Origin of the sequence: Variovorax sp. V118 (genome assembly GCF_041154445.1) — a bacterium.
GTDB lineage: Bacteria > Pseudomonadota > Gammaproteobacteria > Burkholderiales > Burkholderiaceae_C > Variovorax > Variovorax boronicumulans.
Genome location: NZ_AP028663.1, coordinates 5,648,868 through 5,671,528 on the forward strand (window position 1 = coordinate 5,648,868; position 22,661 = coordinate 5,671,528).

21 protein-coding genes are annotated in these 22,661 nt (G+C 68.5%); 4 read left to right on the forward strand and 17 right to left on the reverse strand.

Annotation, left to right across the window (positions count from 1 at the left end):
- Nucleotides 1–4: 4 nt before the first annotated feature.
- The 11 genes from ACAM52_RS26190 to ACAM52_RS26240 form a co-directional block, all read right to left on the reverse strand.
- Nucleotides 5–745 carry a 5'-methylthioadenosine/adenosylhomocysteine nucleosidase gene (locus ACAM52_RS26190; RefSeq protein ID WP_369647783.1) on the reverse strand — a complete coding sequence of 247 codons (741 nt, stop codon included), beginning with the start codon at nucleotides 743–745 and terminating at the stop codon, nucleotides 5–7.
- A 36-nt stretch (nucleotides 746–781) separates the two neighbouring features.
- Nucleotides 782–2,413, reverse strand: a complete 1,632-nt coding sequence (locus tag ACAM52_RS26195) for an ABC transporter substrate-binding protein (RefSeq protein ID WP_095743302.1) — start codon at nucleotides 2,411–2,413, stop codon at nucleotides 782–784.
- 47 nt (nucleotides 2,414–2,460) lie between these two features.
- Nucleotides 2,461–3,483, reverse strand: coding sequence for a dipeptide ABC transporter ATP-binding protein (locus tag ACAM52_RS26200; protein WP_369644983.1), 1,023 nt, complete (start codon nucleotides 3,481–3,483; stop codon nucleotides 2,461–2,463).
- Nucleotides 3,480–4,505 (reverse strand): ABC transporter ATP-binding protein, encoded by a 1,026-nt coding sequence (locus ACAM52_RS26205; RefSeq protein WP_369644984.1) that lies wholly within the window; start codon nucleotides 4,503–4,505, stop codon nucleotides 3,480–3,482. Before ACAM52_RS26205 ends, ACAM52_RS26200 begins: the two co-directional genes overlap by 4 nt.
- Nucleotides 4,506–4,522: 17 nt before the next feature.
- Nucleotides 4,523–5,431: an ABC transporter permease subunit gene (locus ACAM52_RS26210; RefSeq protein WP_095743300.1), complete on the reverse strand. Its 909-nt coding sequence runs from the start codon at nucleotides 5,429–5,431 to the stop codon at nucleotides 4,523–4,525.
- 4 nt (nucleotides 5,432–5,435) lie between these two features.
- Nucleotides 5,436–6,440, reverse strand: coding sequence for an ABC transporter permease subunit (locus ACAM52_RS26215; RefSeq protein WP_369644985.1), 1,005 nt, complete (start codon nucleotides 6,438–6,440; stop codon nucleotides 5,436–5,438).
- 54 nt (nucleotides 6,441–6,494) lie between these two features.
- On the reverse strand, nucleotides 6,495–8,174 hold the full coding sequence (locus ACAM52_RS26220) for a long-chain-fatty-acid--CoA ligase (RefSeq protein ID WP_369644986.1): 1,680 nt from the start codon (nucleotides 8,172–8,174) through the stop codon (nucleotides 6,495–6,497).
- Between the two features lie 100 nt (nucleotides 8,175–8,274).
- Nucleotides 8,275–9,774, reverse strand: coding sequence for an NAD(P)(+) transhydrogenase (Re/Si-specific) subunit beta (locus tag ACAM52_RS26225; protein ID WP_095949748.1), 1,500 nt, complete (start codon nucleotides 9,772–9,774; stop codon nucleotides 8,275–8,277).
- Nucleotides 9,771–10,100 (reverse strand): NAD(P) transhydrogenase subunit alpha, encoded by a 330-nt coding sequence (locus tag ACAM52_RS26230; RefSeq protein ID WP_062481510.1) that lies wholly within the window; start codon nucleotides 10,098–10,100, stop codon nucleotides 9,771–9,773. The genes ACAM52_RS26225 and ACAM52_RS26230 overlap by 4 nt, the downstream gene beginning before the upstream one ends.
- A 48-nt stretch (nucleotides 10,101–10,148) precedes the next feature.
- Nucleotides 10,149–10,511 (reverse strand): aspartate 1-decarboxylase, encoded by a 363-nt coding sequence (gene panD, locus ACAM52_RS26235; protein WP_062481508.1) that lies wholly within the window; start codon nucleotides 10,509–10,511, stop codon nucleotides 10,149–10,151.
- Nucleotides 10,512–10,527: 16 nt separating this feature from the next.
- On the reverse strand, nucleotides 10,528–11,658 hold the full coding sequence (locus ACAM52_RS26240) for a Re/Si-specific NAD(P)(+) transhydrogenase subunit alpha (RefSeq protein ID WP_369644987.1): 1,131 nt from the start codon (nucleotides 11,656–11,658) through the stop codon (nucleotides 10,528–10,530).
- 402 nt (nucleotides 11,659–12,060) lie between these two features.
- On the opposite strand from ACAM52_RS26240, the gene ACAM52_RS26245 reads away from it, so the two are divergent.
- The 3 genes from ACAM52_RS26245 to ACAM52_RS26255 all read left to right on the forward strand — a co-directional run bounded on the left by ACAM52_RS26245 (nucleotide 12,061) and on the right by ACAM52_RS26255 (nucleotide 13,797).
- Nucleotides 12,061–12,783 carry a response regulator transcription factor gene (locus ACAM52_RS26245; RefSeq protein ID WP_062481504.1) on the forward strand — a complete coding sequence of 241 codons (723 nt, stop codon included), beginning with the start codon at nucleotides 12,061–12,063 and terminating at the stop codon, nucleotides 12,781–12,783.
- A gap of 83 nt (nucleotides 12,784–12,866) precedes the next feature.
- Nucleotides 12,867–13,295 (forward strand): DUF4019 domain-containing protein, encoded by a 429-nt coding sequence (locus ACAM52_RS26250; RefSeq protein WP_369644988.1) that lies wholly within the window; start codon nucleotides 12,867–12,869, stop codon nucleotides 13,293–13,295.
- Between the two features lie 28 nt (nucleotides 13,296–13,323).
- A complete protein-coding gene (locus ACAM52_RS26255) occupies nucleotides 13,324–13,797 on the forward strand; it encodes an NUDIX hydrolase (RefSeq protein ID WP_369644989.1) in 474 nt (157 codons plus the stop codon).
- Between the two features lie 7 nt (nucleotides 13,798–13,804).
- Here ACAM52_RS26255 and mnmA read toward each other — a convergent pair whose 3' ends face one another.
- Nucleotides 13,805–14,905, reverse strand: a complete 1,101-nt coding sequence (gene mnmA / locus ACAM52_RS26260; RefSeq protein ID WP_070063404.1) for a tRNA 2-thiouridine(34) synthase MnmA — start codon at nucleotides 14,903–14,905, stop codon at nucleotides 13,805–13,807.
- Nucleotides 14,906–15,050: 145 nt separating this feature from the next.
- On the opposite strand from mnmA, the gene ACAM52_RS26265 reads away from it, so the two are divergent.
- Nucleotides 15,051–16,769 (forward strand): long-chain fatty acid--CoA ligase, encoded by a 1,719-nt coding sequence (locus ACAM52_RS26265; RefSeq protein ID WP_369644990.1) that lies wholly within the window; start codon nucleotides 15,051–15,053, stop codon nucleotides 16,767–16,769.
- Nucleotides 16,770–16,778: 9 nt separating this feature from the next.
- Here the strand turns inward: ACAM52_RS26265 and ACAM52_RS26270 are convergent, their stop codons facing one another.
- From ACAM52_RS26270 to ACAM52_RS26290, 5 genes are read right to left on the reverse strand one after another with little or no spacing between them, the layout of a single operon-like run.
- Nucleotides 16,779–17,768, reverse strand: coding sequence for an LLM class flavin-dependent oxidoreductase (locus tag ACAM52_RS26270; protein WP_369644991.1), 990 nt, complete (start codon nucleotides 17,766–17,768; stop codon nucleotides 16,779–16,781).
- A 44-nt stretch (nucleotides 17,769–17,812) separates the two neighbouring features.
- On the reverse strand, nucleotides 17,813–19,477 hold the full coding sequence (locus tag ACAM52_RS26275) for an FxLYD domain-containing protein (protein ID WP_369644992.1): 1,665 nt from the start codon (nucleotides 19,475–19,477) through the stop codon (nucleotides 17,813–17,815).
- Between the two features lie 17 nt (nucleotides 19,478–19,494).
- Nucleotides 19,495–20,100: a hypothetical protein gene (locus tag ACAM52_RS26280; RefSeq protein ID WP_369644993.1), complete on the reverse strand. Its 606-nt coding sequence runs from the start codon at nucleotides 20,098–20,100 to the stop codon at nucleotides 19,495–19,497.
- 16 nt (nucleotides 20,101–20,116) lie between these two features.
- Nucleotides 20,117–21,913 carry a VanW family protein gene (locus ACAM52_RS26285; protein WP_369644994.1) on the reverse strand — a complete coding sequence of 599 codons (1,797 nt, stop codon included), beginning with the start codon at nucleotides 21,911–21,913 and terminating at the stop codon, nucleotides 20,117–20,119.
- On the reverse strand, nucleotides 21,910–22,515 hold the full coding sequence (locus tag ACAM52_RS26290; RefSeq protein ID WP_369644995.1) for a hypothetical protein: 606 nt from the start codon (nucleotides 22,513–22,515) through the stop codon (nucleotides 21,910–21,912). Before ACAM52_RS26290 ends, ACAM52_RS26285 begins: the two co-directional genes overlap by 4 nt.
- Nucleotides 22,516–22,661 lie beyond the last annotated feature (146 nt).

Genomic DNA, 22,661 nt, shown 5'->3' on the forward strand with positions numbered 1-22,661 from the left:
TGCTTCAGGCCGCGTCGCGCGGCAGGGAGGCGAGCCAGGCGTCGACGAGCGCGAGGCTGTAGCGGCTCGCCACCTCGGCCACGAAGCGCGTGAAGTCACCGTGCGCGGCATCGTCGGCGCGGTCCGAGATGGTCCGCAGCGCCGCGAAGGGCACGCCGTAGTCGTGGCAGGCCTGCGCCATCGCCGCGCCTTCCATCTCGACGGCGAGCGCATCGGGCAGCGAGCGCTGCAGGGCCCCGCACTCCGCGGTGGTCGACACGAAACGGTCGCCACTGATCAGCAAGCCGCGATGCACCTTCGGCGACCGCAGATGGAACTCATCGACCGCCTTCTGCCCCACCAGGCCCACCGGATCGCGCAAGGTGCTTTCGGCCACCGCCGCCAGCGCATCGCCGATGCCCGCATCGGCCGCGAAGCGCGAACGCCCCATCAGCGGTACCTCGTACTTCGGAAAGATCGGCGAGGCGTCCATGTCGTGCTGCAGCAGCTCGGTCGCCACGACCACGTCGCCGACGTTCACGCCCGGCGCCAGCCCGCCCGCCACGCCCGTGAACACGATCGCCCGCACGCCGAAGCGCTCGAGCAGCACCGTGGCCGTGACCGCCGCCGCGACCTTGCCGATGCGCGACAGCACCGCGACCACGGGCTGGCCCTGCAGGTGGCCGACCCAGAAGTCGCGGCCGGCCACGCGCACGCGCTGCTCGTCGGGCATGCGCGCGAGGAGCGCGCTCAGCTCCTCGTGCATGGCCGCGACGATGGCGATGGGCGCAGCGACCACGGCTTACTTGATGTCCACGCCGTAGAAGGTGTGGCGGCCGAAGGGGCTCAGCTTGAAGTCGACCACTTCCTTGCGCACCGGCTTCAGCTGCACCGCGTGCGCGATGGTGAACCACGGCGCCTGCTCCTTGAAGATGACCTGCGCCTTCTTGTAGAGCGCGTCGCGCTCCGACTGCTTGGTCGCGCTCTTGGCCTTCACCACGAGGTCTTCGTAGGGCTGGTAGCAGAACTTCGAGATGTTGCTGCCGCTGGCCGACTTGGCCGAGGCGCAGCCCAGCAGCGTGTACATGAAGTTGTCCGGGTCGCCGTTGTCGCCGGTCCAGCCCAGCATGCCCATCTGGTGCTCGCCGGCCTGCAGGCGCTTGCGGTACTCGCCCCACTCGAAGCTCTTGATCTCGGCCTTGACGTTGATCTTGGCCAGGTCGGCCTGCATCAGCTCGGCGATGCGCTTGGCGTTCGGGTTGTACGGGCGCTGCACCGGCATGGCCCACAGGTCGGTGCTGAAGCCGTCGGGGAAGCCGGCCTGCGCCAGCAGCTTCTTGGCCGCTTCGGGGTCGTACGGGTCGTCCTTCACGGCATCGTTGTAGGACCACAGCGTCGGCGGAATCGGGTTCTTCGCGGCCACGCCGGTCGTGAGGTACACGCCGTCGATGATGGCCTTCTTGTTGATCGCCATGTTGATGGCCTTGCGCACGCGCACGTCGTCGAAGGGCTTCTTCGTCGTGTTGTACGAGAGGTAGCCGACGTTCAGGCCCGGCTGCTCCAGCACCTGCACGTTCGGGTCCTTGCGGATCGCATCGAGGTCGGCCGGGTTCGGGTAGGGCATGACGTGGCACTCGCCCTTTTGCAGCTTGGCCCAGCGCACCGAAGCATCGGGCGTGATTGCGAACACGAGGTCGTCGATCTTGGCCTTGCCGCCCCAGTACTGCGGGAAGGCCTTGAAGCGGATGATCGCGTCCTTCTGGTACTGCACGAGGTAGAACGGGCCGGTGCCGACCGGGTCCTGGTCGACCTTCTCGGGCGTGCCAGCCTTGAGCATCGCGATGGCGTACTCCTTCGACTGGATGCCCGCGTACTGCATCGCCAGGTTCGCGAGGAACGGCGCCTCGGCCTGGTTGAGCGTGATCTTCACCGTGTGGTCGTCGATGCGGTCCACCGACTTCAGCAGCTTGGGCATGCCCATGTCGTTGAAGTAGGAGTGGTTCTGGCTCGTGACCTTGAAGAAGGGGTCGCTCTCCTTCCACTGGCGCTCGAGCATGAAGATGAAGTCGTCGGCGTTGAAGTCGCGCGTGGGCTTGAAGCTCTTGCTCGTGGTGTGCCACTTCACGCCCTTGCGCAGGTGGAAGGTGTACACGGTGCCGTCGGCCGAGATGTCCCATTTTTCTGCCAGGCCCGGCATGACCTTGGTGCCACCGCGCTCGAACTCGACGATGGTGTTGTAGACCTGCGTGGTCACGTCGAAGGACGTGCCGGTGGTGTTCATGCCCGGATAGAAGTTTTCCGGGCTTCCTTCGGAGCAGTACACCAACGTCTTGGCTGACACGGCGCCGCAGGCCAGGGTAAGGGCCGTGAGCGCTGCCGGTGCCAGGAGCGCCAGCTTTTGTGAGCGGCGCGAAACGGAGGACTGGGTCGTCATGGGGACTCCTCGAGACAGGGTTGAAAAAATCGCCACTCCACTCTTCTTCAGGACGCGGCGAGCACGGGACCATCGGCGCGCACGACAGGCGCGCCATCGAGAAACTGCTCGGCGAAGTGGCAGGCCACCAGCCGTTCGTCGAGCGCGCGCAGCGCGGGGCGCTCTTCGCGGCAGCGCGGCTGCACATGCGGGCAGCGCGTGCTGAAGACGCAGCCCGAAGGCGGGTCCAGCGGCGACGGCAGCTCGCCCGTGAGCACGATGCGCTGGCTGCTCAGCCCCGGCGTCGAGGCCAGCAGCGCCTGCGTGTAGGGATGCAGCGGCCGCGCGAAGATGCGCGACTTGGGGCCCTGCTCCACCGCGTGGCCCAGGTACATCACGAGCACGTCGTGCGCGATGTGGCGCACCACGCCCAGGTCGTGCGAGATGAAGAGGTAGGCCAGGCCCAGCTCGGCCTGCAGGTCGGCCAGCAGGTTCAGCACCTGCGCCTGGATCGACACGTCGAGCGCCGACACCGGCTCGTCGGCCACCAGCAGGCGCGGCGACAGCATGAGCGCGCGCGCGATGGCGATGCGCTGGCGCTGGCCGCCCGAGAACATGTGCGGGTAGCGGTTGGCGTACTCGGGACGCAGGCCGACGCGGGCCAGCATCTCGCGCGCTTTCTCGGCGCGCTCCGGCTTGCTCAGCGTGGTGTTGATGGCCAGCGGGTCTTCGAGCACCGCCGAGATCTTCTTGCGCGGGTTGAGCGAGCCGTACGGGTTCTGGAACACCAGCTGCACGGCCTGGCGCAGCTCGCGCTTGCGTTCATGCGGCGGGCTCACCGCATCGGCGCCGATCAGCGTCAGCTGCCCGGCCGTGGGTTTCTCGATCAGCGCGACCATGCGCGCGAGCGTCGACTTGCCGCAGCCCGATTCGCCCACCACCGCGAGCGTGCGGCCGCGTTCGAGGCGGAACGAGATGTCACCCACGGCGCGCAGCTGCGCCGGCGCGCGGAACAGCCCGCACCGCACGGCGTAGGTGCGCTGCAGGTTGCGTGCCTCGGCGACGATCTCCGGAGGCGATGCGTCGCTCATGGCAGCACCTCCGCGACGGCGGCGCGCGGCGGGTCGTGCGCGATGGCTTCGGCGCGCCCCGGCTCGCCGAGCGGAAAGTGGCAGCGCACCTCGGCGCCCTGCCACGCACGCAGCGCAGGTCGCACCTGGCAGGCGCGCTCGGTGACGTAGCCGCAGCGCGGCGCGAACAGGCAGCCCGCAGGCCGGTCGTGCACGCCGGGCACCACGCCGCTGATGGTGGCGAGCCGGCCTTCGGGCGCGGCGCGCTCGGGCAACGCCGCGAGCAGCGCCTCGGTGTAGGGATGCTGCGGCGACGCGAAGAGGCGGTCGACGCGCTGGTGCTCCATCACCTGCCCCGCGTACATCACGGCGATGCGCTGCGCCATCTCGCTGACCACGCCCATGTTGTGCGTGATGAGCACCAGCGCCATGTCGCGCTCCTTCTGCAGGTCGCGCAGCAGGTCGAGGATCTGCGCCTGGATGGTCACGTCGAGCGCGGTGGTCGGCTCGTCGGCGATCAACAGGCGCGGGTTGCAGGCGATGGCCATGGCGATCATCACGCGCTGGTTCATGCCGCCCGAGAGCTGGTGCGGGTAGCTGCCCAGGCGTGACGAGGCGGCGGGGATGCCGACTTGTTCGAGCAGCTCGGTGGCGCGCTTCTTCGCTTCGCGCTTGTCGAGCTTCAGGTGCAGGCGCAGCGTTTCCATCAGCTGGAAGCCGATGGTGAAGCAGGGGTTGAGGCTGGTGGTCGGCTCCTGGAAGATCATCGCGACCTCCTTGCCGACCAGCGTGCGGCGCGCCTTGTCGGAGATGCCGAGCAAGTCCTTGCCCGCAAAGCGCATGTGGTCCGCGCGCACGCGGCCCGGAAAGCCGACGAGGCCCATGAGCGCCATCATCGTGACGCTCTTGCCCGAGCCCGATTCGCCGACGATGCCGAGCACCTCGCCTTCTTCGAGCGTGAGGCTCACGCCGTCGACGGCGTGCAGCACGCCGCCCTGCGTGGGGAACTCGACGTGCAGGTCCTTGATGTCCAGCAAAGGCATCTGTGCTCTCCTTTGCGTCAGCGCTTGAGCTTCGGGTCGAGCGCATCGCGCAGCCCGTCGCCCAGCAGGTTGAAGGCCAGCACGGCCGCAAGGATGGCGAGGCCCGGGAAGGTCACGACCCACCACGCGCGCAGCACGAACTCGCGCGCATCGGCCAGCATCGTTCCCCACTCGGGCGACGGCGGTTGCGCGCCCAGGCCGATGAAGCCGAGCGCCGCCGCATCGAGGATGGCGGTCGAGACGCCCAGCGAGGCCTGCACGATCAGCGGCGCCGAACAGTTGGGCAGCACCTCGCGGAACATCAGGCGCAGCGTGCTGGCGCCGCTCACGCGCGCCGCGGTCACGTAGTCGCGCGAGACCTCGGCGATGACCGTGGCGCGCGTGATGCGCACGTAGTGCGGCAGCACCACGATGGCCACCGCGAGCATGGCGTTGACGAGCCCCGGCCCGAGGATCGCGACGATCACGATGGCCATCAGCAGGCTGGGCATCGTGAGGATGATGTCCATCATCCGCATGATCGCGATCTCCAGCGCGCCGCGAAAGAAGCCGGCGACGAGCCCGAGCACCACGCCCACCACCACCGACAGCGCCACCACCGCGACGCCGATCGACAGCGACAGCCGCGCGCCGTGCATGAGCCGCGACAGGATGTCGCGCCCGATGGCGTCCGTTCCCAACAGGTAGGTCCACGAGCCGCCTTCCTGCCAGGCCGGCGGCTTGAGGAAAGCGGCGGCGTTGGTTTCGTTCGGTGCATGCGGCGCGATCCACGGCGCGAACAGCGCCACCAGCAGCAGCACCACGATGGTGACGAGACCGATGACCGCGCCCCGGTTCGCCGAGAAAGCGGTCCAGAACTCGCGCCAGGGACCGGGAGGCGCCGAGGCCTGCGAGCCGGGGGGAGCTGCGTGGGTGTTGCTCGTCATCGACTCAATGCCTGATCCGCGGGTTGATGACGCCGTAGGCGATGTCCACCAGCAGGTTGAGCAGCATCACGATGCCGCCCAGCAGCAGCATGCCGCCCTGCAGCACCGGGTAGTCGCGCCGGCCGATGGCCTCGATGAGCCACTTGCCGACACCGGGCCACGAGAAGATGGTTTCGGTGAGGATCGCGCCGGTGAAGAGCACGCCGATCTGCAGGCCGATCACGGTGACGACCGGGATCAGTGCGTTGCGCAGCGCATGCAGGCCCACCACGCGAAAGCGCGAGAGGCCCTTGGCGCGCGCGGTGCGGATGTAGTCCTCGCCCAGCACCTCGAGCATGGCCGAGCGCGTCATGCGCGCAATGACGGCCAGCGGCACGGTGCCCAGCACGATGGCCGGAAGAATGAGGTGGTGCAGCGCCGACCAGAAGGCCTCGGTCTCGCCGGCGCGCAGCGCGTCGACCAGCAGGAAGCCGGTCTGCGGCTCGACGAAGTACTGCACCGAGATGCGGCCCGACACCGGCGTCCATCCCAGCTGCACCGAGAAGAACAGGATGAGCAGCAGGCCCCACCAGAAGATCGGCATCGAGTAGCCGGTGAGCGACGTGGCCATCACGCCGTGGTCGAAGATGGAGTTGCGCCGCACCGCCGCGAGGATGCCGGCCGGCAGCCCGAGCAGCAACGCGAAGAGAATCGCGCACACGCCGAGCTCGACGGTGGCCGGAAAGAGCGCGAGGAACTCGCTCATCACGGTGTCCTGCGTGATGAGCGACTTGCCCAGGTCACCCTGCAGCACGCGGCCGATGTAGATGCCGTATTGCACGAGCAGGGGCTTGTCCAGGCCCATGGCGGTGCGCAGCTCGGCGTGGCGCGCGGGGTCGATGCCGCGCTCGCCGGCCATCGTCTCGATGGGGTCACCCGGCACCAGCCGGATGAGAAAGAAGGCCAGCAGCGTCATGCCGATGAAGGTCGGCACGAGCAAGCCTAGGCGGACATAGATGAATCTGAGCATCGACCCGCGAATATGCAAGATCGATGCCCCGGCCCCACCCGGGCGGAACCCTTACTACTTCTTGCTATCCCGCAGTTCGCGCCGCAGGATCTTGCCCACCGGGGTCTTGGGCATGTCGGTGCGGAACTCGATCACGCGCGGCTGCTTGTAGCCCGTGAGGTTGGCGCGGCAGTACTCGCGCACCTGCGCTTCAGTGAGCGACTCGTCCTTCTTGACGATGACGAGCTTCACGGCCTCGCCGGTCTTGTCGTCGGGCACGCCGACCGCGGCGCATTCGAGCACGCCGGGCAGCATCGCCACCACGTCCTCGATCTCGTTCGGGTACACGTTGAAGCCCGACACCAGGATCATGTCCTTCTTGCGATCGACCACCTTGAAGTAGCCGCGCTCGTCGACCACGCCGATGTCGCCGCTCTTGAAGTAGCCATCGGGCGTCATGACCTTGGCGGTCTCGTCGGGGCGCTGCCAGTAGCCGGCCATGACCTGCGGGCCCTTGATGGCGATCTCGCCGCGCTCGCCGGTGGGCACTTCGTTGCCGTCGTCGTCGAGCAGCTTGAGCCAGGTGCTCGGCAGCGGCAGGCCGATGGTGCCGGTGTAGGCCGTGCTGTTGGTCGGGTTGCAGGTGGTCGAGGGCGAGGTTTCCGAGAGGCCGTAGCCTTCGCAGATGGGGCAGCCGGTCTTCTCGAGCCAGAGCTTGGCCACCGCGGCCTGCACCGCCATGCCGCCGCCGACCGAGACCTTCAGGTTCTTCCAGTTGACGGTGTTGAAGTCGGGGTGGTTCGCCAGCCCGTTGAACAGCGTGTTGACGGCCGGGAAGCTGTGGATGGTGTGCTTCGACAGCTCCTTGAGCACGCCGGGAATGTCGCGCGGGTTCGGGATCAGGATCAGCTTGCCGCCCGTGCGCATGCTCAGCATCATGCCGACCGTGAACGCGAAGATGTGATACAGCGGCAGCGCGCACACGCTGGTGGGCTGCTCGTTGGCCGGCACCTTGGCCATGACGGGCTCGTTCCAGGCTTCGGACTGCAGCACGTTGGCGATCACGTTGCGATGCAGCAACACCGCGCCCTTGGACACGCCGGTGGTGCCGCCGGTGTACTGCAGCACGGCCACGTCGTCGGGGCCGGTGGCCACGGGCTTGAGCGAACCGCCCGCGCCCTTGTCGAGCGCGTCGTTGAAGCGCACCGCGCCCGGCAGGCTGAAGTGGGGCACCAGCTTCTTGACGTTGCGCACCACGTAGTTGACCAGCGCGCCCTTCAGGAAGCCGAGCCGGTCGCCCATGGAGGCCAGCACGATGTGCTTGATCGGCGTGCTCGCGATGCACTGCTGCAGCGTGGTGCCGAAGTTCTCCATGATGATGATCGCCTTGGCGCCCGAGTCCTTGAGCTGGTGCTCGAGCTCGCGCGGCGTGTACAACGGGTTCACGTTCACCAGGATCAGGCCGGCACGCAGGATGGCCGCCACCGCGATCGGGTACTGCGGGCAGTTGGGCATCATCGCGGCGACGCGGTCGCCCTTCACGAGGCCCAGGCCCTGCAGGTAGGCCGCGAAGGCCTTGCTGAGCTTGTCGGTCTCGCCGTAGCTCACGTCCTTGCCCATGAAGCTGTAGGCCGTGCGGTCGGCGTACTTGGTGAAGCTCTCCTCCATGAGCGCCACCAGCGACGGGTAGTGCGACGCGTCGATGTCGGCGGGCACGCCTTGCGGGTAGCTGCTGAGCCAGGGGCGTTCGGTCATGGATGTGTCTCCTCGGAGTCGGATGAGTTTTTAAAAACGAAAACGGCGCACGTGAGGCGCCGCGACGATCAGGCCCGCATCGCGGGCACGGACCTTCGGCCTATTCGATGGCCTTGCCCATATCTTCCACTACTTTTTTCGCATCGCCAAAGACCATCATGGTCTTGTCCATGTAGAAGAGCTCGTTGTCCAGGCCCGCATAGCCGGCGGCCATGGAGCGCTTGTTCACGATGACGGTCTTGGCCTTGTAGGCTTCCAGGATCGGCATGCCGTAGATCGGCGTGCCCTTGGTGAGCGCGGCCGGGTTCACCACGTCGTTGGCGCCCAGGATGATCGCCACGTCGGCCTGCGCGAACTCGCCATTGATGTCCTCCATCTCGAACACCTGGTCGTAGGGCACCTCGGCCTCGGCCAGCAGCACGTTCATGTGGCCCGGCATGCGGCCGGCCACGGGGTGGATGGCGTACTTCACCTTGACGCCCTTGTGCGTGAGCTTCTCGGCCAGTTCGTTCACGGCGTGCTGGGCGCGCGCCACGGCCAGGCCGTAGCCCGGAACGATGATCACCGTCTCGGCGTTGGACAGCATGTAGGCCGCATCGTCCGCGCTGCCGCTCTTCACGGGGCGCTGTTCCTTGGCGCCGTCGGTGGCGGTGGTTGCCTCACCGCCGAAGCCGCCCAGGATCACGTTGAAGAACGAGCGGTTCATGGCCTTGCACATGATGTAGCTCAGGATCGCACCCGAAGAGCCCACCAGCGAACCGGCCACGATCAGCATCGCGTTGTTCAGGCTGAAGCCGATGCCGGCCGCCGCCCAGCCCGAGTAGCTGTTGAGCATCGACACCACCACCGGCATGTCGGCGCCGCCGATCGGGATGATGATGAGCACGCCCATCACGAAGGCCAGCGCCAGCATCGCGAAGAACGCCGGCCAGCTTTCGGTGGCCACGAACACCAGGCCCAGGGCGATGGTCGCCAGGCCCAGCACCAGGTTCAGCATGTGCTGGCCCGAGAACTGCACCGGTGCGCCCTGGAACAGACGGAACTTGTACTTGCCCGAGAGCTTGCCGAAGGCGATGACCGAGCCGCTGAAGGTGATGGCGCCGATGGCCGCCCCCAGGAACAGCTCGAGCCGGTTGCCATAAGGAATGGCGTGGCGCACAAAGCCCTCGAAGAGGACCGCGCCGTCAGGCGTGCGCGCACCGACGACCGCCGCGACGGGCGCGGCGGTGATGCCGAAGGCCCAGGGCTCGGCCACCGCGGCCACGCCGATGAACACCGCGGCCAGGCCGATCATGCTGTGCATGAAGGCGACCAGCTCGGGCATCTTGGTCATCTCGACCTTGTTGGCCATGAAGGCGCCCAGGCCGCCACCGACCACGACGGCGGCCAGCACCCAGGCGATGCCGGTGGTGAAGTCGACGTTGAGGGCGCGCGCCTGCCCGTGGACCAGCGCGATGGTGGTCAGCACGGCGATCGCCATGCCGGTCATGCCGAAGATGTTGCCGCGGATCGAGGTGGTGGGATGGGACAGGCCCTTCAAGGCCTGGATGAAGCAGACGCTGGCAACGAGGTACAGCAGCGTGACGAGGTTCATGCTCACTTGGCGGCTCCCTCTGCAGCCTTGGGGGCGGCCTTCTTGTCTTTCTTCTTGAACATCTCGAGCATCCGGCGCGTGACCAGGAAGCCGCCGAAGACGTTCACCGCGGCCAGCGCCACGGCGAGCACGCCCATGGTCTTGCCCAGCGGCGTGGTGGTGAGCGCGGCGGCCAGCATGGCGCCCACGATCACGATGGCCGAGATGGCGTTGGTCACGGCCATGAGCGGCGTGTGCAGCGCGGGCGTGACGGTCCAGACCACGTGGTAGCCGACGTAGATGGCCAGCACGAAGATGGTCAGGTTGATGACGGTGTGCGAAACGATTTCCATGGTGTTGTGTTCTCCTCGTTCGGTCTCTGTCTCTTGTCCAGGGCTCTGTCAGAGCTTCTTGACTTCGTTGATGCGGTTGGCATCGCCAAGCAGCACCACCTTGGGCTTGTAGTCGGCGGCTTCGGCCTCGGTCATGGGGGCGTAGGTGCAGATGATGAGCAGGTCGCCCACATGCGCCTTGCGCGCCGCCGCGCCGTTGAGCGAGATGGCGCCCGAACCGCGCGCCGCCTTGATGATGTAGGTCGAGAAGCGCTCGCCGTTGTTGACGTTGTACAGCTCGATCTTTTCGTACTCGCGCATGTCGGCCGCGTCGAGCAGGTCCTCGTCGATGCCGCACGAGCCTTCGTAGTGCAGGTCGGCTTCGGTCACGGTGGCGCGATGCAGCTTCGCGCGGAGCATGGTGCGGTTCATGGAAGGCAGCCTGCTCTTACTTGCGCGTGACCTGGCCGTCTTGCGTGACCCGGCAGGCGGCGACGATGTCGTCCTCGAGGTCGATCTTGAGCGCGCCTTCCTTCGTGACGACGAGCTTGAGGAAGTCGAGCACGTTGCGCGCATACAGCGCCGACGCGTCGGCCGCCACCAGCGCCGCGAGGTTGGTTTCGCCGACGATGGTCACGCCGTGCTTGACCACGGTCTTGTCGGCCTCCGACAGCGGGCAGTTGCCGCCGATGCCGTCGGCGCCCTTGCCGGCCGCGATGTCGACGATCACCGAGCCCGGCTTCATCGACTTGACCATGTCCTCGGTGACGAGGGTGGGCGCGGCGCGACCCGGGATGAGCGCGGTGCTGATGACCACGTCGGCCAGCGCGACGCGCTTGGCGACCTCGGCCTGCTGGCGCGTGAGCCAGCTGGCGGGCATCGGGCGGGCGTAGCCGCCGACGCCTTCGGCCGCGTCTTTCTCTTCCTGCGTCTCGTAAGGCACGTCGATGAACTTGCCGCCCAGCGACTCGATCTGTTCCTTGACGCTCGGACGCACGTCCGAGGCCTCGATGACGGCGCCCAGGCGCTTGGCCGTGGCAATGGCCTGCAGGCCGGCCACGCCGACGCCCAGGATGACGACGCGCGCGGCCTTCACGGTGCCGGCGGCGGTCATCAGCATGGGGAAGAAGCGCTGGTACTTGTCGGCCGCGATCATCACGGCCTTGTAGCCGGCGATGTTGGCCTGCGAGCTGAGCACGTCCATGCTCTGGGCACGGGTGGTGCGCGGCGCGGCTTCGAGCGCGAAGCCCGTGACGCCCGCGGCGGCCAGGCGCTGCAGGCCGGCCGCGTCGAAAGGATTGAGCATGCCGATGACGACCGCGCCGGCCTTCAGCTGCGCCGCTTCGGCGTCGCTGGGCGTGCGCACCTTGAGCACCATGTCGGCGGAGAACGCCCCGGCCGCATCGGTGATCTCGGCGCCTGCCGTCTGGTACGCCGCGTCGGTGACGCTGGCTGCAATGCCGGCACCGGCCTGCACACGCACGGTATGCCCGGAGGCCACCAGTTTCTTCACCGTTTCGGGTGTAACGGCCACTCGGGTTTCGCCAGCCGCTGTCTCGGCAGGCACGCCTATCAACATAGAGTTCTCCTCAGGGGGAAGGGGCAGCACGGATTGCGGGCAGAGCTTACAGCAAGATTACAAGCGCACCTGTCGCCAGAATGCCGCGTTCTTTTTGCCCCTCAACGCCCGCAGGCACTGCATATGAAGCTACTTAATTGATAGCAAATTGGCGGCCGGTACGACCCCGGGGGAAACACGGGTGACCGCCGCAGAAGCGCTTGTGGCGCCTTCGCTCGCTCTGGTTCTAGATTGCAATCAACTAACACCAATTGGATTCAATTGGCAATTGAACCACATACATAAAATCAATTTGCGTGAATTAATAGCAATTCACAGCAATGATTTCAGACGCAGATAGATACACTTCGATTCATATTGCGGACACATAGAGGTCCACACAGGGCGGAACAAGGGAATGGAATGCGCATTGCAGTACTCGACACCGAGCCGGACCAACTCCGGTTGATCAACCAATCCATGGCGAGCCTCGGTCACGAGTGCCACACGTACGCCGCCGGCAAGGCGCTGCTGCACGCCATGCGCCGCGAAACCTTCGACCTGCTGGTCCTCGACTGGCGCCTGCCGGACATGAACGGCCCGGACGTCGTCAAGACGATCCGGCAGGACTACAAGAGCCGCATGCCGATCCTGTTCGTGACCGAGCACCACGACGACAGCGACATGGTCGAAGGCCTCAATGTCGGTGCCGACGACTTCATGGCCAAGCCGCTGCGCCCGATCGAGTTCGAAGCCCGCATCAACGCGCTGCTGCGCCGCGCCTACCCCTCGCGCAACGAGCCCGAAATGGTGTTCGGCCCGTACCACTTCTTTCCGCCCTCGCGCACCATCCGGGTCCACGGCGAGCTGGTCGAGCTGAAGAACCGCGAGTACGAACTCGCGCTCTTCCTGTTCCAGAACCTGGGGCGCCTGCTCTCGCGCGAGCACCTGCACGAGGCGGTCTGGGGGCTGGGCGTCGAGGCGCTGTCGCGCTCGCTCGACACCCACGTGTCGCGCCTGCGCACCAAGCTCGAGTTGCGCCCGTCGAACGGCTTCCTGCTGCTGGCCGTGTACGGCCTGGGCTACCGGCTGGAAACCATCGAGGTCGACACACGGCCCGCCGCTGCAGCTTCCAACGCTCGCTGAGCGCACGCCCCGGCAGGCCGGGCGGGGAACCCCTCCTCCCCGTCGGCCTCCAACTTGTTCCGTCCGAACAAGTGCCCTTCCCCATGCCCCGGCTCCTCCTGGCCGCACTGCTCCTGCTGTGCAGCGGCCTGTTCCCCGCCCTCGCTGAAGACGTCGAGGCCAGCGACATGGTGCGCGGCGGCCTGCAGGCGATCCAGATGATCGACCGCGACCAGGCCGGCGAACTGTGGGACGGCGCCACGCCCGCCACCCGCAAGCGCATCACCCGCACCGACTTCGCCAGCAAGGTGGCCAGGAGCCGCGCCCCGCTCGGCGGGCCGCAGCAGCGCACCTGGGTGGCCGTGCACCGGCAGGTCGTGACCGACCCGGACGCCGATGCGGCCGGCCAGTACGTCAGCGTCGAGTACGAGACCCGCTTCGGCAATCAACCCCACCGCACGCTGCGCGAGTTGGTGAGCTTCCGGCTCGACGCCGACCGCATCTGGCGCTTCAGCGGCTATGTCGTGCGATAGCCGAGATGCCGATAGACTCGCGCCCACGATGCCCACACGCTGGAAACCCAATGTCACCGTGGCCGCGGTGATCGAGCAAGACGGCCGCTTCCTGCTCGTCGAAGAGCAGACCGACGACGGCCTGAAGCTCAACAACCCGGCCGGCCACCTCGACCCCGGCGAGTCGCCCGAGGACGGCTGCATCCGCGAGACGCTCGAGGAAACGGCCCACGCCTTCACGCCGACCGCGCTGCTCGGCGTGTACATGGCGCGCTCGGCCGAGCAGCCCGACGTGACCTACATGCGCTTTGCCTTCACCGGCGAACTGGGCGCGCGCGAGGAAGGTCGTGCGCTCGACGAAGGCATCGTGCGCACGCTGTGGATGACCGTGGACGAAATCCGCGCCAGCATGGCGCGCCATCGCAGCCCGCTGCTGCTGCGCTGCGTCGAGGACCACCTGGCCGGCAAGCGGCATCCGCTCGCGCTGATTCACACCGAAGACAGCGTGCGGCAGCCCCGCTGAGGCCTGTTCAGACGATGACGCCGCCTCCGAGGCAGCGCTCGCCGTCGTACAGCACGGCCGACTGCCCCGGCGTGACCGCCCATTGCGGCGCACCGAAGCGCAGGCTGAAGGCGCCGTTGGCGCCCTCGCCCAGTTCGCAGGCTGCGTCGGCCTGCCGGTAGCGCGCCTTCGAACCGTAGGCGCCCGCGGTGGGCGCCTCGCCGGCGACCCAGCTCGCGTCGTCCGCCTTCAGTTCGGACGACAGCAGCCACGGATGGTCGTGGCCCTGCACCACCCAGAGCGTGTTCTTCTCGACGTCCTTGCGCGCGACGAACCAGGGCGAATGGTCGCCCGCGCCGCGCTGCGCGCCCTTTTCCTTCACGCCGCCGATGCCCAGCCCCTGGCGCTGGCCCAGCGTGTAGAAGCTCAGGCCCTGGTGCTCGCCGAGCTTGCGGCCGCGGTCGTCCTTGATCGGGCCCGGCTCCTTGGAGATGTAGCGGTTCAGGAAGTCGCGGAACGGCCGCTCGCCGATGAAGCAGATGCCGGTCGAGTCCTTCTTCTTCGCGTTGGGCAGGCCGATTTCTTCCGCGATGCGGCGCACCTCGGTCTTGTGCAGCTCGCCGACCGGAAACAGCGTCTTCGACAGCTGGGCCTGGTTCAGGCGGTGCAGGAAGTAGCTCTGGTCCTTCGAGTTGTCCAGCCCCTTGAGCAGCTCGTGCCGGCCCGTGGCCTCGTTCAGGCGCACGCGCGCGTAGTGGCCGGTGGCGATCTTCTCGGCGCCCAGCCGCATGGCGTGGTCGAGAAAGGCCTTGAACTTGATCTCGGCGTTGCACAGCACGTCGGGGTTCGGCGTGCGGCCGGCCTTGTATTCGCGCAGGAACTCGGCGAACACGCGGTCCTTGTAGTCGGCGGCGAAGTTGACGTGCTCGATCTCGATGCCCAGCACGTCGGCCACGCTGGCGGCGTCCACGAAGTCGATGTTCGACGAGCAGTACTCGCTGTCGTCGTCGTCTTCCCAGTTCTTCATGAAGATGCCGACCACCTCGTGCCCCTGCTGCTTGAGCAGGTGCGCGGTGACCGCGGAGTCCACCCCGCCGCTCAGCCCGACCACGATCCGTTGTTTTGCCATAAGCCCGCCATTGTCCCAGCCCGGCGACAGGGGCATCCGGCGTGTGGGAAATCGGGAAAACCCGTGTCGCCGGCTTGTCAGCCGCCACTCCACGATGCGAAAGGCCGGCGCTACAGTGCCCCGAAACACAGCGGAGACAACACGCATGGCGACCCCTTCCCTCTCTGGCGACCCCACCCCCTGGACGCGCAACTACCCGCCCGGCATGCGCTGGGACGCCGACCTGCCCGTCAAGCCGGTGCAGCAGATGCTCGACGAAGCGGTCGCGCGCTGGCCCGACCATTCGGCCGTCGAGTTCATGGGCCAGTCGCTCAGCTACCGCCAGCTTGGTGACGCGGTCGACCGCGCCGCCAAGGGCCTGCAGGACCTGGGCGTGAAGCCGGGCGTGCACGTCGGCCTGTACCTGCCGAACACGCCGCACTACCCGATCGCCTTCTTCGCCGTGCTCAAGGCCGGCGGCACGGTGGTGAACTACTCGCCGCTGGACGCCGAGCGCGTGCTGGCCCACAAGATCGAGGACAGCCGCACCGACATCCTCGTCACGCTCGACCTCGTGAACCTGTATCCGCTGATGGCGCGCCTGCTCGACAGCTCGCGCCTGAAGACGCTGGTGGTCGGCAGCCTCTGCGACTACGGCGCGGCGGGCGACAAGGTGCAGGCCCAGCTGCAGGCCGCGGGCCAAATCGCACCGGTGCCTACCGACGACCGGCACGTGCGCTTCACCGACCTGCTCAAGAGCGAAGGCACGCACCAGACCTATCCGCAGGGCGACCTGGCCGAAGAGATCGTCGTGCTGCAGTACACCGGCGGCACCACCGGCCTGCCCAAGGGCGCGATGCTCACGCACGCCAACCTCACGTCGGCCTCGGCGCAGTACTACGAATCGACCAAGGGCGATCCGCCCATCCTGGACGAAGGCAAGGAGCGTTTCCTGGTCGTGCTGCCGCTGTTCCACATCTTCGCGCTCAGCGCCGCGATGCTGCTGGGCGTGCGCCTGGGCGCGGCGCTGGTGCTGCACACGCGCTTCGATGTCGACGCAGTGATGAACGAGCTCGCGGCCAGCAAGATCAGCGTGTTCCCCGGCGTGCCGACCATGTACACCGCCATCCTTGCGCACCCCAAGGCCAAGGAGATGGACCTGCGCTCGCTGAAGTTCTGCGGCTCCGGCGGCGCGCCGCTGCCGGTGGAGGTGGAGCAGCGCTTCTTCGAACTCACCGGCTGCCACCTCAACGAAGGCTGGGGCATGACCGAGACCTCGCCCGTAGGCACCTTCACGCCCGCGCGCGGCGTGCGCAAGGCGGGCTCGTGCGGCATGCCGCTGCCGCGCGTGCGCATCAAGCTCGTGAGCCTGGACGACCCGACGAAGGACGTGACCGCGTTCGGCGAGCCCGGCGAGCTGTGCGTGCAGGGCCCGAACGTCATGAAGGGCTACTGGAACAACCCGAAGGCCACCGCCGAGTCGATGACGGCCGACGGCTGCTTCCGCAGCGGCGACGTCGCGAAGATGGACGCCGACGGCTACCTCTACATCGTCGACCGCACCAAGGACATGCTGCTGTGCGGCGGCTACAACGTGTACCCGCGCGTGCTCGAGGAGGCGGTGTACGAGCACCCGTCGGTGGCCGAGGTCTGCGTGATCGGCGTGCCTGACGAGTACCGCGGGCAGTCGCCCAAGGCCTTCGTGAAACTGAAGGACGGCGCAAACGAGCTCACGCTCGACGCGCTCAAGGCCTTCCTGAAGAACCGCCTGGGCAAGCACGAGATGATCGGCGCGCTCGAGATCCGCGCCGAGCTGCCCAAGACCGCCGTGGGCAAGCTCTCGAAGAAGGACCTCGTGGACGAGGAAGCCCGCAAGCGGGCCTAGGACGGAGCCTTACTTCTTCTGGCCGAACGCTTCGGCCAGCAGCTCGTAGGAGCGCAGCCGGGCCGCGTGGTCGAACACCTGCGAGGTGATCATGAGTTCGTCGGCGCCGGTGCGCGCCACGAACGCTTCCACGCCCTGCTTCACCGTCTCGACCGAGCCCACCGCGGAGCACGACAGCACCGAGTCGAGCAGCGCGTTCTCGGCCGGGCCGACCTTCTGGCGGTAGTTCTCCACCGGCGGCGGCAGGCGACCCGGACGGCCGCTGCGCAGGTTCACGAAGGCCTGCTGCCACGAGGTGGCGCGGAACTCGGCCTCGGCGTCGGTGTCGGCCGCGAACACGTTGAAGCCCAGCATCACGTACGGTTTCTGCAGCTGCGCCGAGGGCTTGAAGGTCTCGCGGTAGATCTGGATGGCCTGCATGATCTGCTGCGGCGCGAAGTGCGAGGCAAAGGCATACGGCAGGCCCAGGTGCGCCGCCAGCTGCGCGCCGAAGGTGCTCGAGCCCAGGATCCACACCGGCACCTCGAGCCCCGCGCCGGGCACGGCGCGCACGGCCTGCTGCGGGTTCTTCGACATGAAGTCCATGAGCTCCATCACGTCCTGCGGGAACTGGTCGGCGTCCGACTCCAGGTTGCGCCGCAGGGCGCGCGCGGTGCGCTGGTCGGAGCCGGGCGCGCGGCCCAGGCCCAGGTCGACGCGCCCCGGGTACAGCGACTCCAGCGTGCCGAACTGCTCGGCGATCACCAGCGGCGAGTGGTTCGGCAGCATCACGCCGCCGGCGCCGATGCGGATGGTGGAGGTGCCCGCGCCCACGTGCGACAGCAGCACGGCCGTGGCCGCGCTCGCGATGCCCGGCATGCCGTGGTGCTCGGCCAGCCAGTAGCGCGTGTAGCCCAGCGCCTCGCCGTGCTGCGCCAGCGACAGCGAGTTGCGGAACGACTGCGCGGCATCGCTGCCTTCGGTGATCGGGGAAAGGTCGAGGATCGAAAGCGGAATCATGGCGCGATCATGGCGCGAACCGCCCGATGCCGTCACGCGCGGGGCTATTCGGTTTGGTATAGCGTCGCGACGCTCGCGAAATCGCGCCCGTGCTGCGTCACATGGACCTGGAAGGGCACGCTCTCGCCCGGCGCGATGGCCGGCAGGTTCTCGATCAGCTTGAAGCCGGTCAGCTGGTCGTTGCGGTCGCGCAGGCTCACCCACAGTCGCACCTTGGCCGCGATGGCCGTGCCGGGGTTCTTCACCGTGCCCGTGACCTCCACGCTCTTGTAGGTGAAGCGCTGGCTGAAGTTGAGCAGCACGCTGCCGGTGCCTGCCTGCGTGCCCGTCACCTGCACCTCCAGCGGCTTGCGCGGGCCGGGCAGTGCGGCGCGGCGCATCGGCTTCCACTCGACGCGGGTCTGCGTGATGCGGTCCACGGCCTTGGGCTCCAGCAGGACCGGAAAGCGCTCGCCCGGGTACAGGGAGGCCAATGCGTCGAGGCGCGTGGTGCCGTCGGCGGTGCTGCCGCCGAAGCGCGAGATCACGGCGCCGGGCGCAATGGCGATGGCGTCGGTGCTGCGGTTCACCAGCTCGGTCATGAACAGCGGCCGCTGGATCGTGCTGCGCCCCGCCACCAGTGGCAGCAGTTCGAGTTGCCGCGGGTCGAAGCGCTCGCTGTCGTCGGCCAGCAGGTCTTCGGTGCCCAGCCGCAGGTCGGGGTGGAAGGCCTCCGGCGCGCCGGCCGTGCGGATCACGCGGTCGGCGCTCAGCACCGTCGTGCGCGCGCCCGAGGGCGTGACCGTGCGGTAGCCGATGCGGTAGTCCCACGCCGCGATGGCGGCGGCGCGGCCGAAGCGGCTGAGGTCGACATCGATCGCCGTGCGTGCGCCGGGCGCCAGCTCGGACCCCGGCGCATGGCCGCGACCGACGCCGATCACCTGGCCCGCGTCGTCGTACAGCGTGACCAGCGCCTCGATGCTGCCGAACGCCGGCGCACCGGGCGCGCCCGCATGCACGAGGCGCCCGACCAGGCGCACGCGCTCGCCCTGCTGCACCAGCCGCACACGCGAGAACGCCAGGCGCGGCCCCTCGGCGGCGCTGCGCGGTTCGGACAGCTTCTCGACCGTCACGTCCTGCCGCGTGACGTTCTGGCCCGAGGGCAGGTCGACCAGCACGGGCGCGGACTCGCCGGGCATCAGCACGTCGATCGGCAGGGATTCGTTGCGCTCGTTCAACCGCGTGTCGCCGTCGTGGAACACCACCTTCAGGCCGGGCCGTTCGAGCGGCCGACCGGTCTCGTTGCGCGCCAGCACCAGCAGCTTCGGCCGCTCGCCGACCAGCACCTGGCGCGGCTCGGAGAGCTTCAGGCCGTCGGTCGCGATGGTGCGCTCGACGATCGAGCGCGCCACCGAAGGCGTATCGCTGCGCTTGCCGGAGCCGAACAGCAGCATCGCGACCTGGACGGCCACCGCCACGCCGAGAAAGCCGATCACGACGAAGCCGATCGTGCGCACCATCTGCTTCTGGCGCAGCGCCTGTTCGGCCGCGATCTGCTGGCCGGCGTGGTGCTTGACCTGCTGCAGCACGCGCTCGAGGCGGTCGGACACGTCGTCTTCCACCAGCGACATCGAGCCGCAATGCGCGCAGGTGTATTCGTTCAGGCCGGTGCGGCGCAGCGCGCTGCTGCCGCACTCGCCGCATTTGAGGGTCTGCAGGTCGATGCTCATGTGTCTTCTTTTTTGTCTTACCAGCCGAACACGTCGACGATGCCTTCGGCCGCCGCGGCGCTCCCCAGCAGCGGCACGAGGCGCTCGACCAGGCGCGCGCGGTGCACCGGGTCGACCTCGCAGTCGTCCTCGTCGGTGAAGATGGCGTCGCCCGCTTCGTCCCACACCTGGCCGATGGTGCCCAGGCAGGCGGCCATCTCGAAGATGTCGGCGAAGAGCGGTTCGTCTTCCTCCCAGGCGCCCGTGCCGTGCATCGCGAACTGGATCGCGCCGGTGCGCAGGTCGAAGATGAACGGATCGGCGCCCTGGTCGGCCACCACGAGCCAATGGTCAGGCCAGTCGGCGATGCGCTCGCCGGTGATGCCGTGCCAGCGGTAGCCGGCTTGCAGTTGCCACAGGCGCGAGAGCGCGGGAATGCTGAACGGGTTGCCCGTGGTCGGCACCGTGAGGCCCGCGTAGCCCACGCGCTCGTTGACCCACTCGCCGAGCGGGCCGACCTGTTCGTAGAAGGTGACGAGGGCGGCGGGCAAGGCCAGCTCGCCATGCCAGTGCTCGGCGGCGGATTGCGGCGCCAGCGCGCCATGGGAAGCCAGGGCCGCGCGGGCCTGTTCGATCGATGCCACGGGGGTTGTTCTCCGTTCAGGTCAGGCGGGCGGCCTGCTGCAAGGCGGTGCGCAGTGCGTCGATGTCGCCGGGTGCGACCTCGTGCACGCCCGGCACGCCGGCCAGGCCGCAGGCCGTCGATGCCACCACGGGCACGCCGGCCGCCACGGCGCGCAGCAATGCGCGCGGGGCGTGCTCGACGTGCGCGGGCAGCACGACAACGCTCGCACCGGCCAGCCAGTCGCCTTGCCAGTTCATGTGTTGAGGGGGTTCGATGCCGTGCCAGAGCTGCGCGTCGTCCGACGGTGCGCCGAGCACGCGCAGGCGGCACGGCCAGCCTTGCAGCGCGGCGGCGAGTTCGCGCGCGCCCTTGCGCGCCAGTGCGCTGGCGGCGAACACGACGAGCGGTGGTTCTTCGCGCTTGCAGTGCGTGGCCTTCACCTGCGGCAGCGCCCAGTCGAGCCGCTGCAGCGTGGCCTGCGGCGCGTACTGCGCCATGGCCTGCGCCACCGCGGCATGCGGCGTGACGACGACTGCCGCGCGCGCGAGCGCCAGTGCTTCATCGCGCACCAGCGACGCATCGGCGCGGAAGTCGCGCAAGGTGGCGTCGCCGGGCCAGCGCTGCGAGGCGGCATCGAGCTTCTTTTCAATGTCGGCCATGGGCAGTGCGCTGGCCAGCACGGTGATGCGGCGCCCGTCGAGCACGCCGAGGCGCTGCAGGTGCGGCAGCAGCGGCTGCTCGACCACCAGGTGTGTGTGCGCCGGCACCAGCCGCGCGGCAAAGGCCTGCGCGAGCCAGCGCTGGCCGTCGATCAGGCTGGCCTGGCGCCGGCCCGCCTGCCGTGCCCAGAGCCGCTGCCAGACGGCGCGGCGCAGGCTCGCGGCCCACACGGTGGTCACCGCTGCGTTCATCACGGGCTCGCGATGCCACCCCGCAGCAGGCACGCGCCAGAACGCGAGCCGCAGCGGCACGGGCTGCATGCGCGGCGCCTGCGGATGCGCCTCGCGCAGGTGGCGTGCGAACTCCGGCGTCCAGCCATCGACGAGCACGGCGGTGCGCCCTTCGGCGCCGACGTCGACCGGCGGACGGTGGCGAAAGCACGCCGTCTGGTCGCAGCTCAGGCAGCCGCGCGCAAGCGGCAGCGCGGTGGGTGCGTCGTCGTTCGTGCGCCGCAGCGTGACGGGCTCGGCCGACACCACCCGCGGCGTGCGCGCACGGATGCGCACCACGAGCTCGGTGTCGGTCAACGCCACTTCGAGCCGCCAGGCGTGCCGGGCGCGCAGCTTGACGTCGACGTAGTTCCAGAACACCGTCGCATCGACGGCGTCGCCATCCGGCGCGTCGGCCTGCTCGATGCGTGCCGTGTGGCCGTGGCGCTCGACCAGCTCGAAGCCCGCGCGCACGGCCACGGTGGCCAGTGCGTTCGACAGCTGGCACAGCCCGCCGGCCAGCGTCGGCACCACGCAGCCGCCGCGCACCTCGCGCCCGACCACGAAGCCGCGCCCGGCGCCCGGCCGCCCCAGCTGGCGCCAGAAGCTCAGCACTTCGCCGGCCGGCACCTCGATGGCGTCGAAGGCCGGCCGCGCCACGCGCAGGTTGTGCACCTTGCCGGCGACCAAGGGGAATTCATCGGCCCGGCCGTCGGACCACAAGGGGGTTCGGTACTGCGCGAGCACCGGCGCATCGGCCAGTGCGTGCGTGCCGCCGGGCCAGCGCCGGGCCGAGGGCCGCAGGGTTTCGCGCAGGGCGTGGGCCGTGGCGAGCAGCCGCGAGCGCAGCCAGAAGTCGATCGCGTCGATGCGGCGCGGCGGCTGCCAGGCCTGCGCACTCACGCGGCGGGGCCTCGCTTGCGCCATTGGCCGAGGTCGGCTTCGATGCGCTCGTTGATGTTGCCGCTCCATTGCGCGCCGAAGCCGGCGTCGCGCAGCAGCTCGACGATGCGGCGGCCGACCACGACGGTGTTGGCTTCGCGCTGCGCGATCTCGGGGATCATGCCGCCGCTGAAGGCGAGGTACAGGCGGCCGGAACGCACGGCGCCGTCCAGGTCCTGCGAGTGATAGAAGCAGCAGCCGCGGATGCCCGACTCGAGCCGGCCCGCCGCACGCCACTGCTCGCGCACGTCGTCGTGCCCGTCGGACAGCGTGTTGCCCGCGCGGTGCAGGGCGATGATCTTTTCGCTGCGCAGCTGCGCGAACACGGCCTCGAGCCGGTCGTACTCGGTCTGCGCGGGCCACTGCGCCTCGGCGGCGCGCTTGGCGGCGCAGGCGCGCGTGGTTTCGGCCTTGATCCAGGCGCGGTCCTCGGGCGTGAGCTCATCCGGATCGAGGTACTCGTCGGTGATCATCCAGCCGATGTCGGCATCGGCATGGAAGCCGCTCCACACCAGGTCGTGGATGCGTCCGCGCGTGTCTTCGGGGTCGAGAGTGAGGGCCATGCGTAGTGGGTCGTCGCTTGGTCGGCGACGGATGTGCTTTCATTTTTCGCGGTCGGAACGACGCTCGATTCTCGCGTGTCCGCACCACGGCGATGCGTTAATGCGAAAGCATGCGCTCTGGCGGCCATCCCTCCCACGCCCAAATC

What these genes read in the sequence shown, in the direction of transcription:
- ACAM52_RS26190 (WP_369647783.1), bottom strand. Translation starts at nt 745, where the DNA reads ATGCACGAGGAGCTGAGCGCGCTCCTCGCGCGCATGCCCGACGAGCAG.
- ACAM52_RS26195 (WP_095743302.1), bottom strand. Translation starts at nt 2,413, where the DNA reads ATGACGACCCAGTCCTCCGTTTCGCGCCGCTCACAAAAGCTGGCGCTC.
- ACAM52_RS26200 (WP_369644983.1), bottom strand. Translation starts at nt 3,483, where the DNA reads ATGAGCGACGCATCGCCTCCGGAGATCGTCGCCGAGGCACGCAACCTG.
- ACAM52_RS26205 (WP_369644984.1), bottom strand. Translation starts at nt 4,505, where the DNA reads ATGCCTTTGCTGGACATCAAGGACCTGCACGTCGAGTTCCCCACGCAG.
- ACAM52_RS26210 (WP_095743300.1), bottom strand. Translation starts at nt 5,431, where the DNA reads ATGACGAGCAACACCCACGCAGCTCCCCCCGGCTCGCAGGCCTCGGCG.
- ACAM52_RS26215 (WP_369644985.1), bottom strand. Translation starts at nt 6,440, where the DNA reads ATGCTCAGATTCATCTATGTCCGCCTAGGCTTGCTCGTGCCGACCTTC.
- ACAM52_RS26220 (WP_369644986.1), bottom strand. Translation starts at nt 8,174, where the DNA reads ATGACCGAACGCCCCTGGCTCAGCAGCTACCCGCAAGGCGTGCCCGCC.
- ACAM52_RS26230 (WP_062481510.1), bottom strand. Translation starts at nt 10,100, where the DNA reads ATGGAAATCGTTTCGCACACCGTCATCAACCTGACCATCTTCGTGCTG.
- panD (WP_062481508.1), bottom strand. Translation starts at nt 10,511, where the DNA reads ATGAACCGCACCATGCTCCGCGCGAAGCTGCATCGCGCCACCGTGACC.
- ACAM52_RS26240 (WP_369644987.1), bottom strand. Translation starts at nt 11,658, where the DNA reads ATGTTGATAGGCGTGCCTGCCGAGACAGCGGCTGGCGAAACCCGAGTG.
- ACAM52_RS26245 (WP_062481504.1), top strand. Translation starts at nt 12,061, where the DNA reads ATGCGCATTGCAGTACTCGACACCGAGCCGGACCAACTCCGGTTGATC.
- ACAM52_RS26250 (WP_369644988.1), top strand. Translation starts at nt 12,867, where the DNA reads ATGCCCCGGCTCCTCCTGGCCGCACTGCTCCTGCTGTGCAGCGGCCTG.
- ACAM52_RS26255 (WP_369644989.1), top strand. Translation starts at nt 13,324, where the DNA reads ATGCCCACACGCTGGAAACCCAATGTCACCGTGGCCGCGGTGATCGAG.
- mnmA (WP_070063404.1), bottom strand. Translation starts at nt 14,905, where the DNA reads ATGGCAAAACAACGGATCGTGGTCGGGCTGAGCGGCGGGGTGGACTCC.
- ACAM52_RS26265 (WP_369644990.1), top strand. Translation starts at nt 15,051, where the DNA reads ATGGCGACCCCTTCCCTCTCTGGCGACCCCACCCCCTGGACGCGCAAC.
- ACAM52_RS26270 (WP_369644991.1), bottom strand. Translation starts at nt 17,768, where the DNA reads ATGATTCCGCTTTCGATCCTCGACCTTTCCCCGATCACCGAAGGCAGC.
- ACAM52_RS26275 (WP_369644992.1), bottom strand. Translation starts at nt 19,477, where the DNA reads ATGAGCATCGACCTGCAGACCCTCAAATGCGGCGAGTGCGGCAGCAGC.
- ACAM52_RS26290 (WP_369644995.1), bottom strand. Translation starts at nt 22,515, where the DNA reads ATGGCCCTCACTCTCGACCCCGAAGACACGCGCGGACGCATCCACGAC.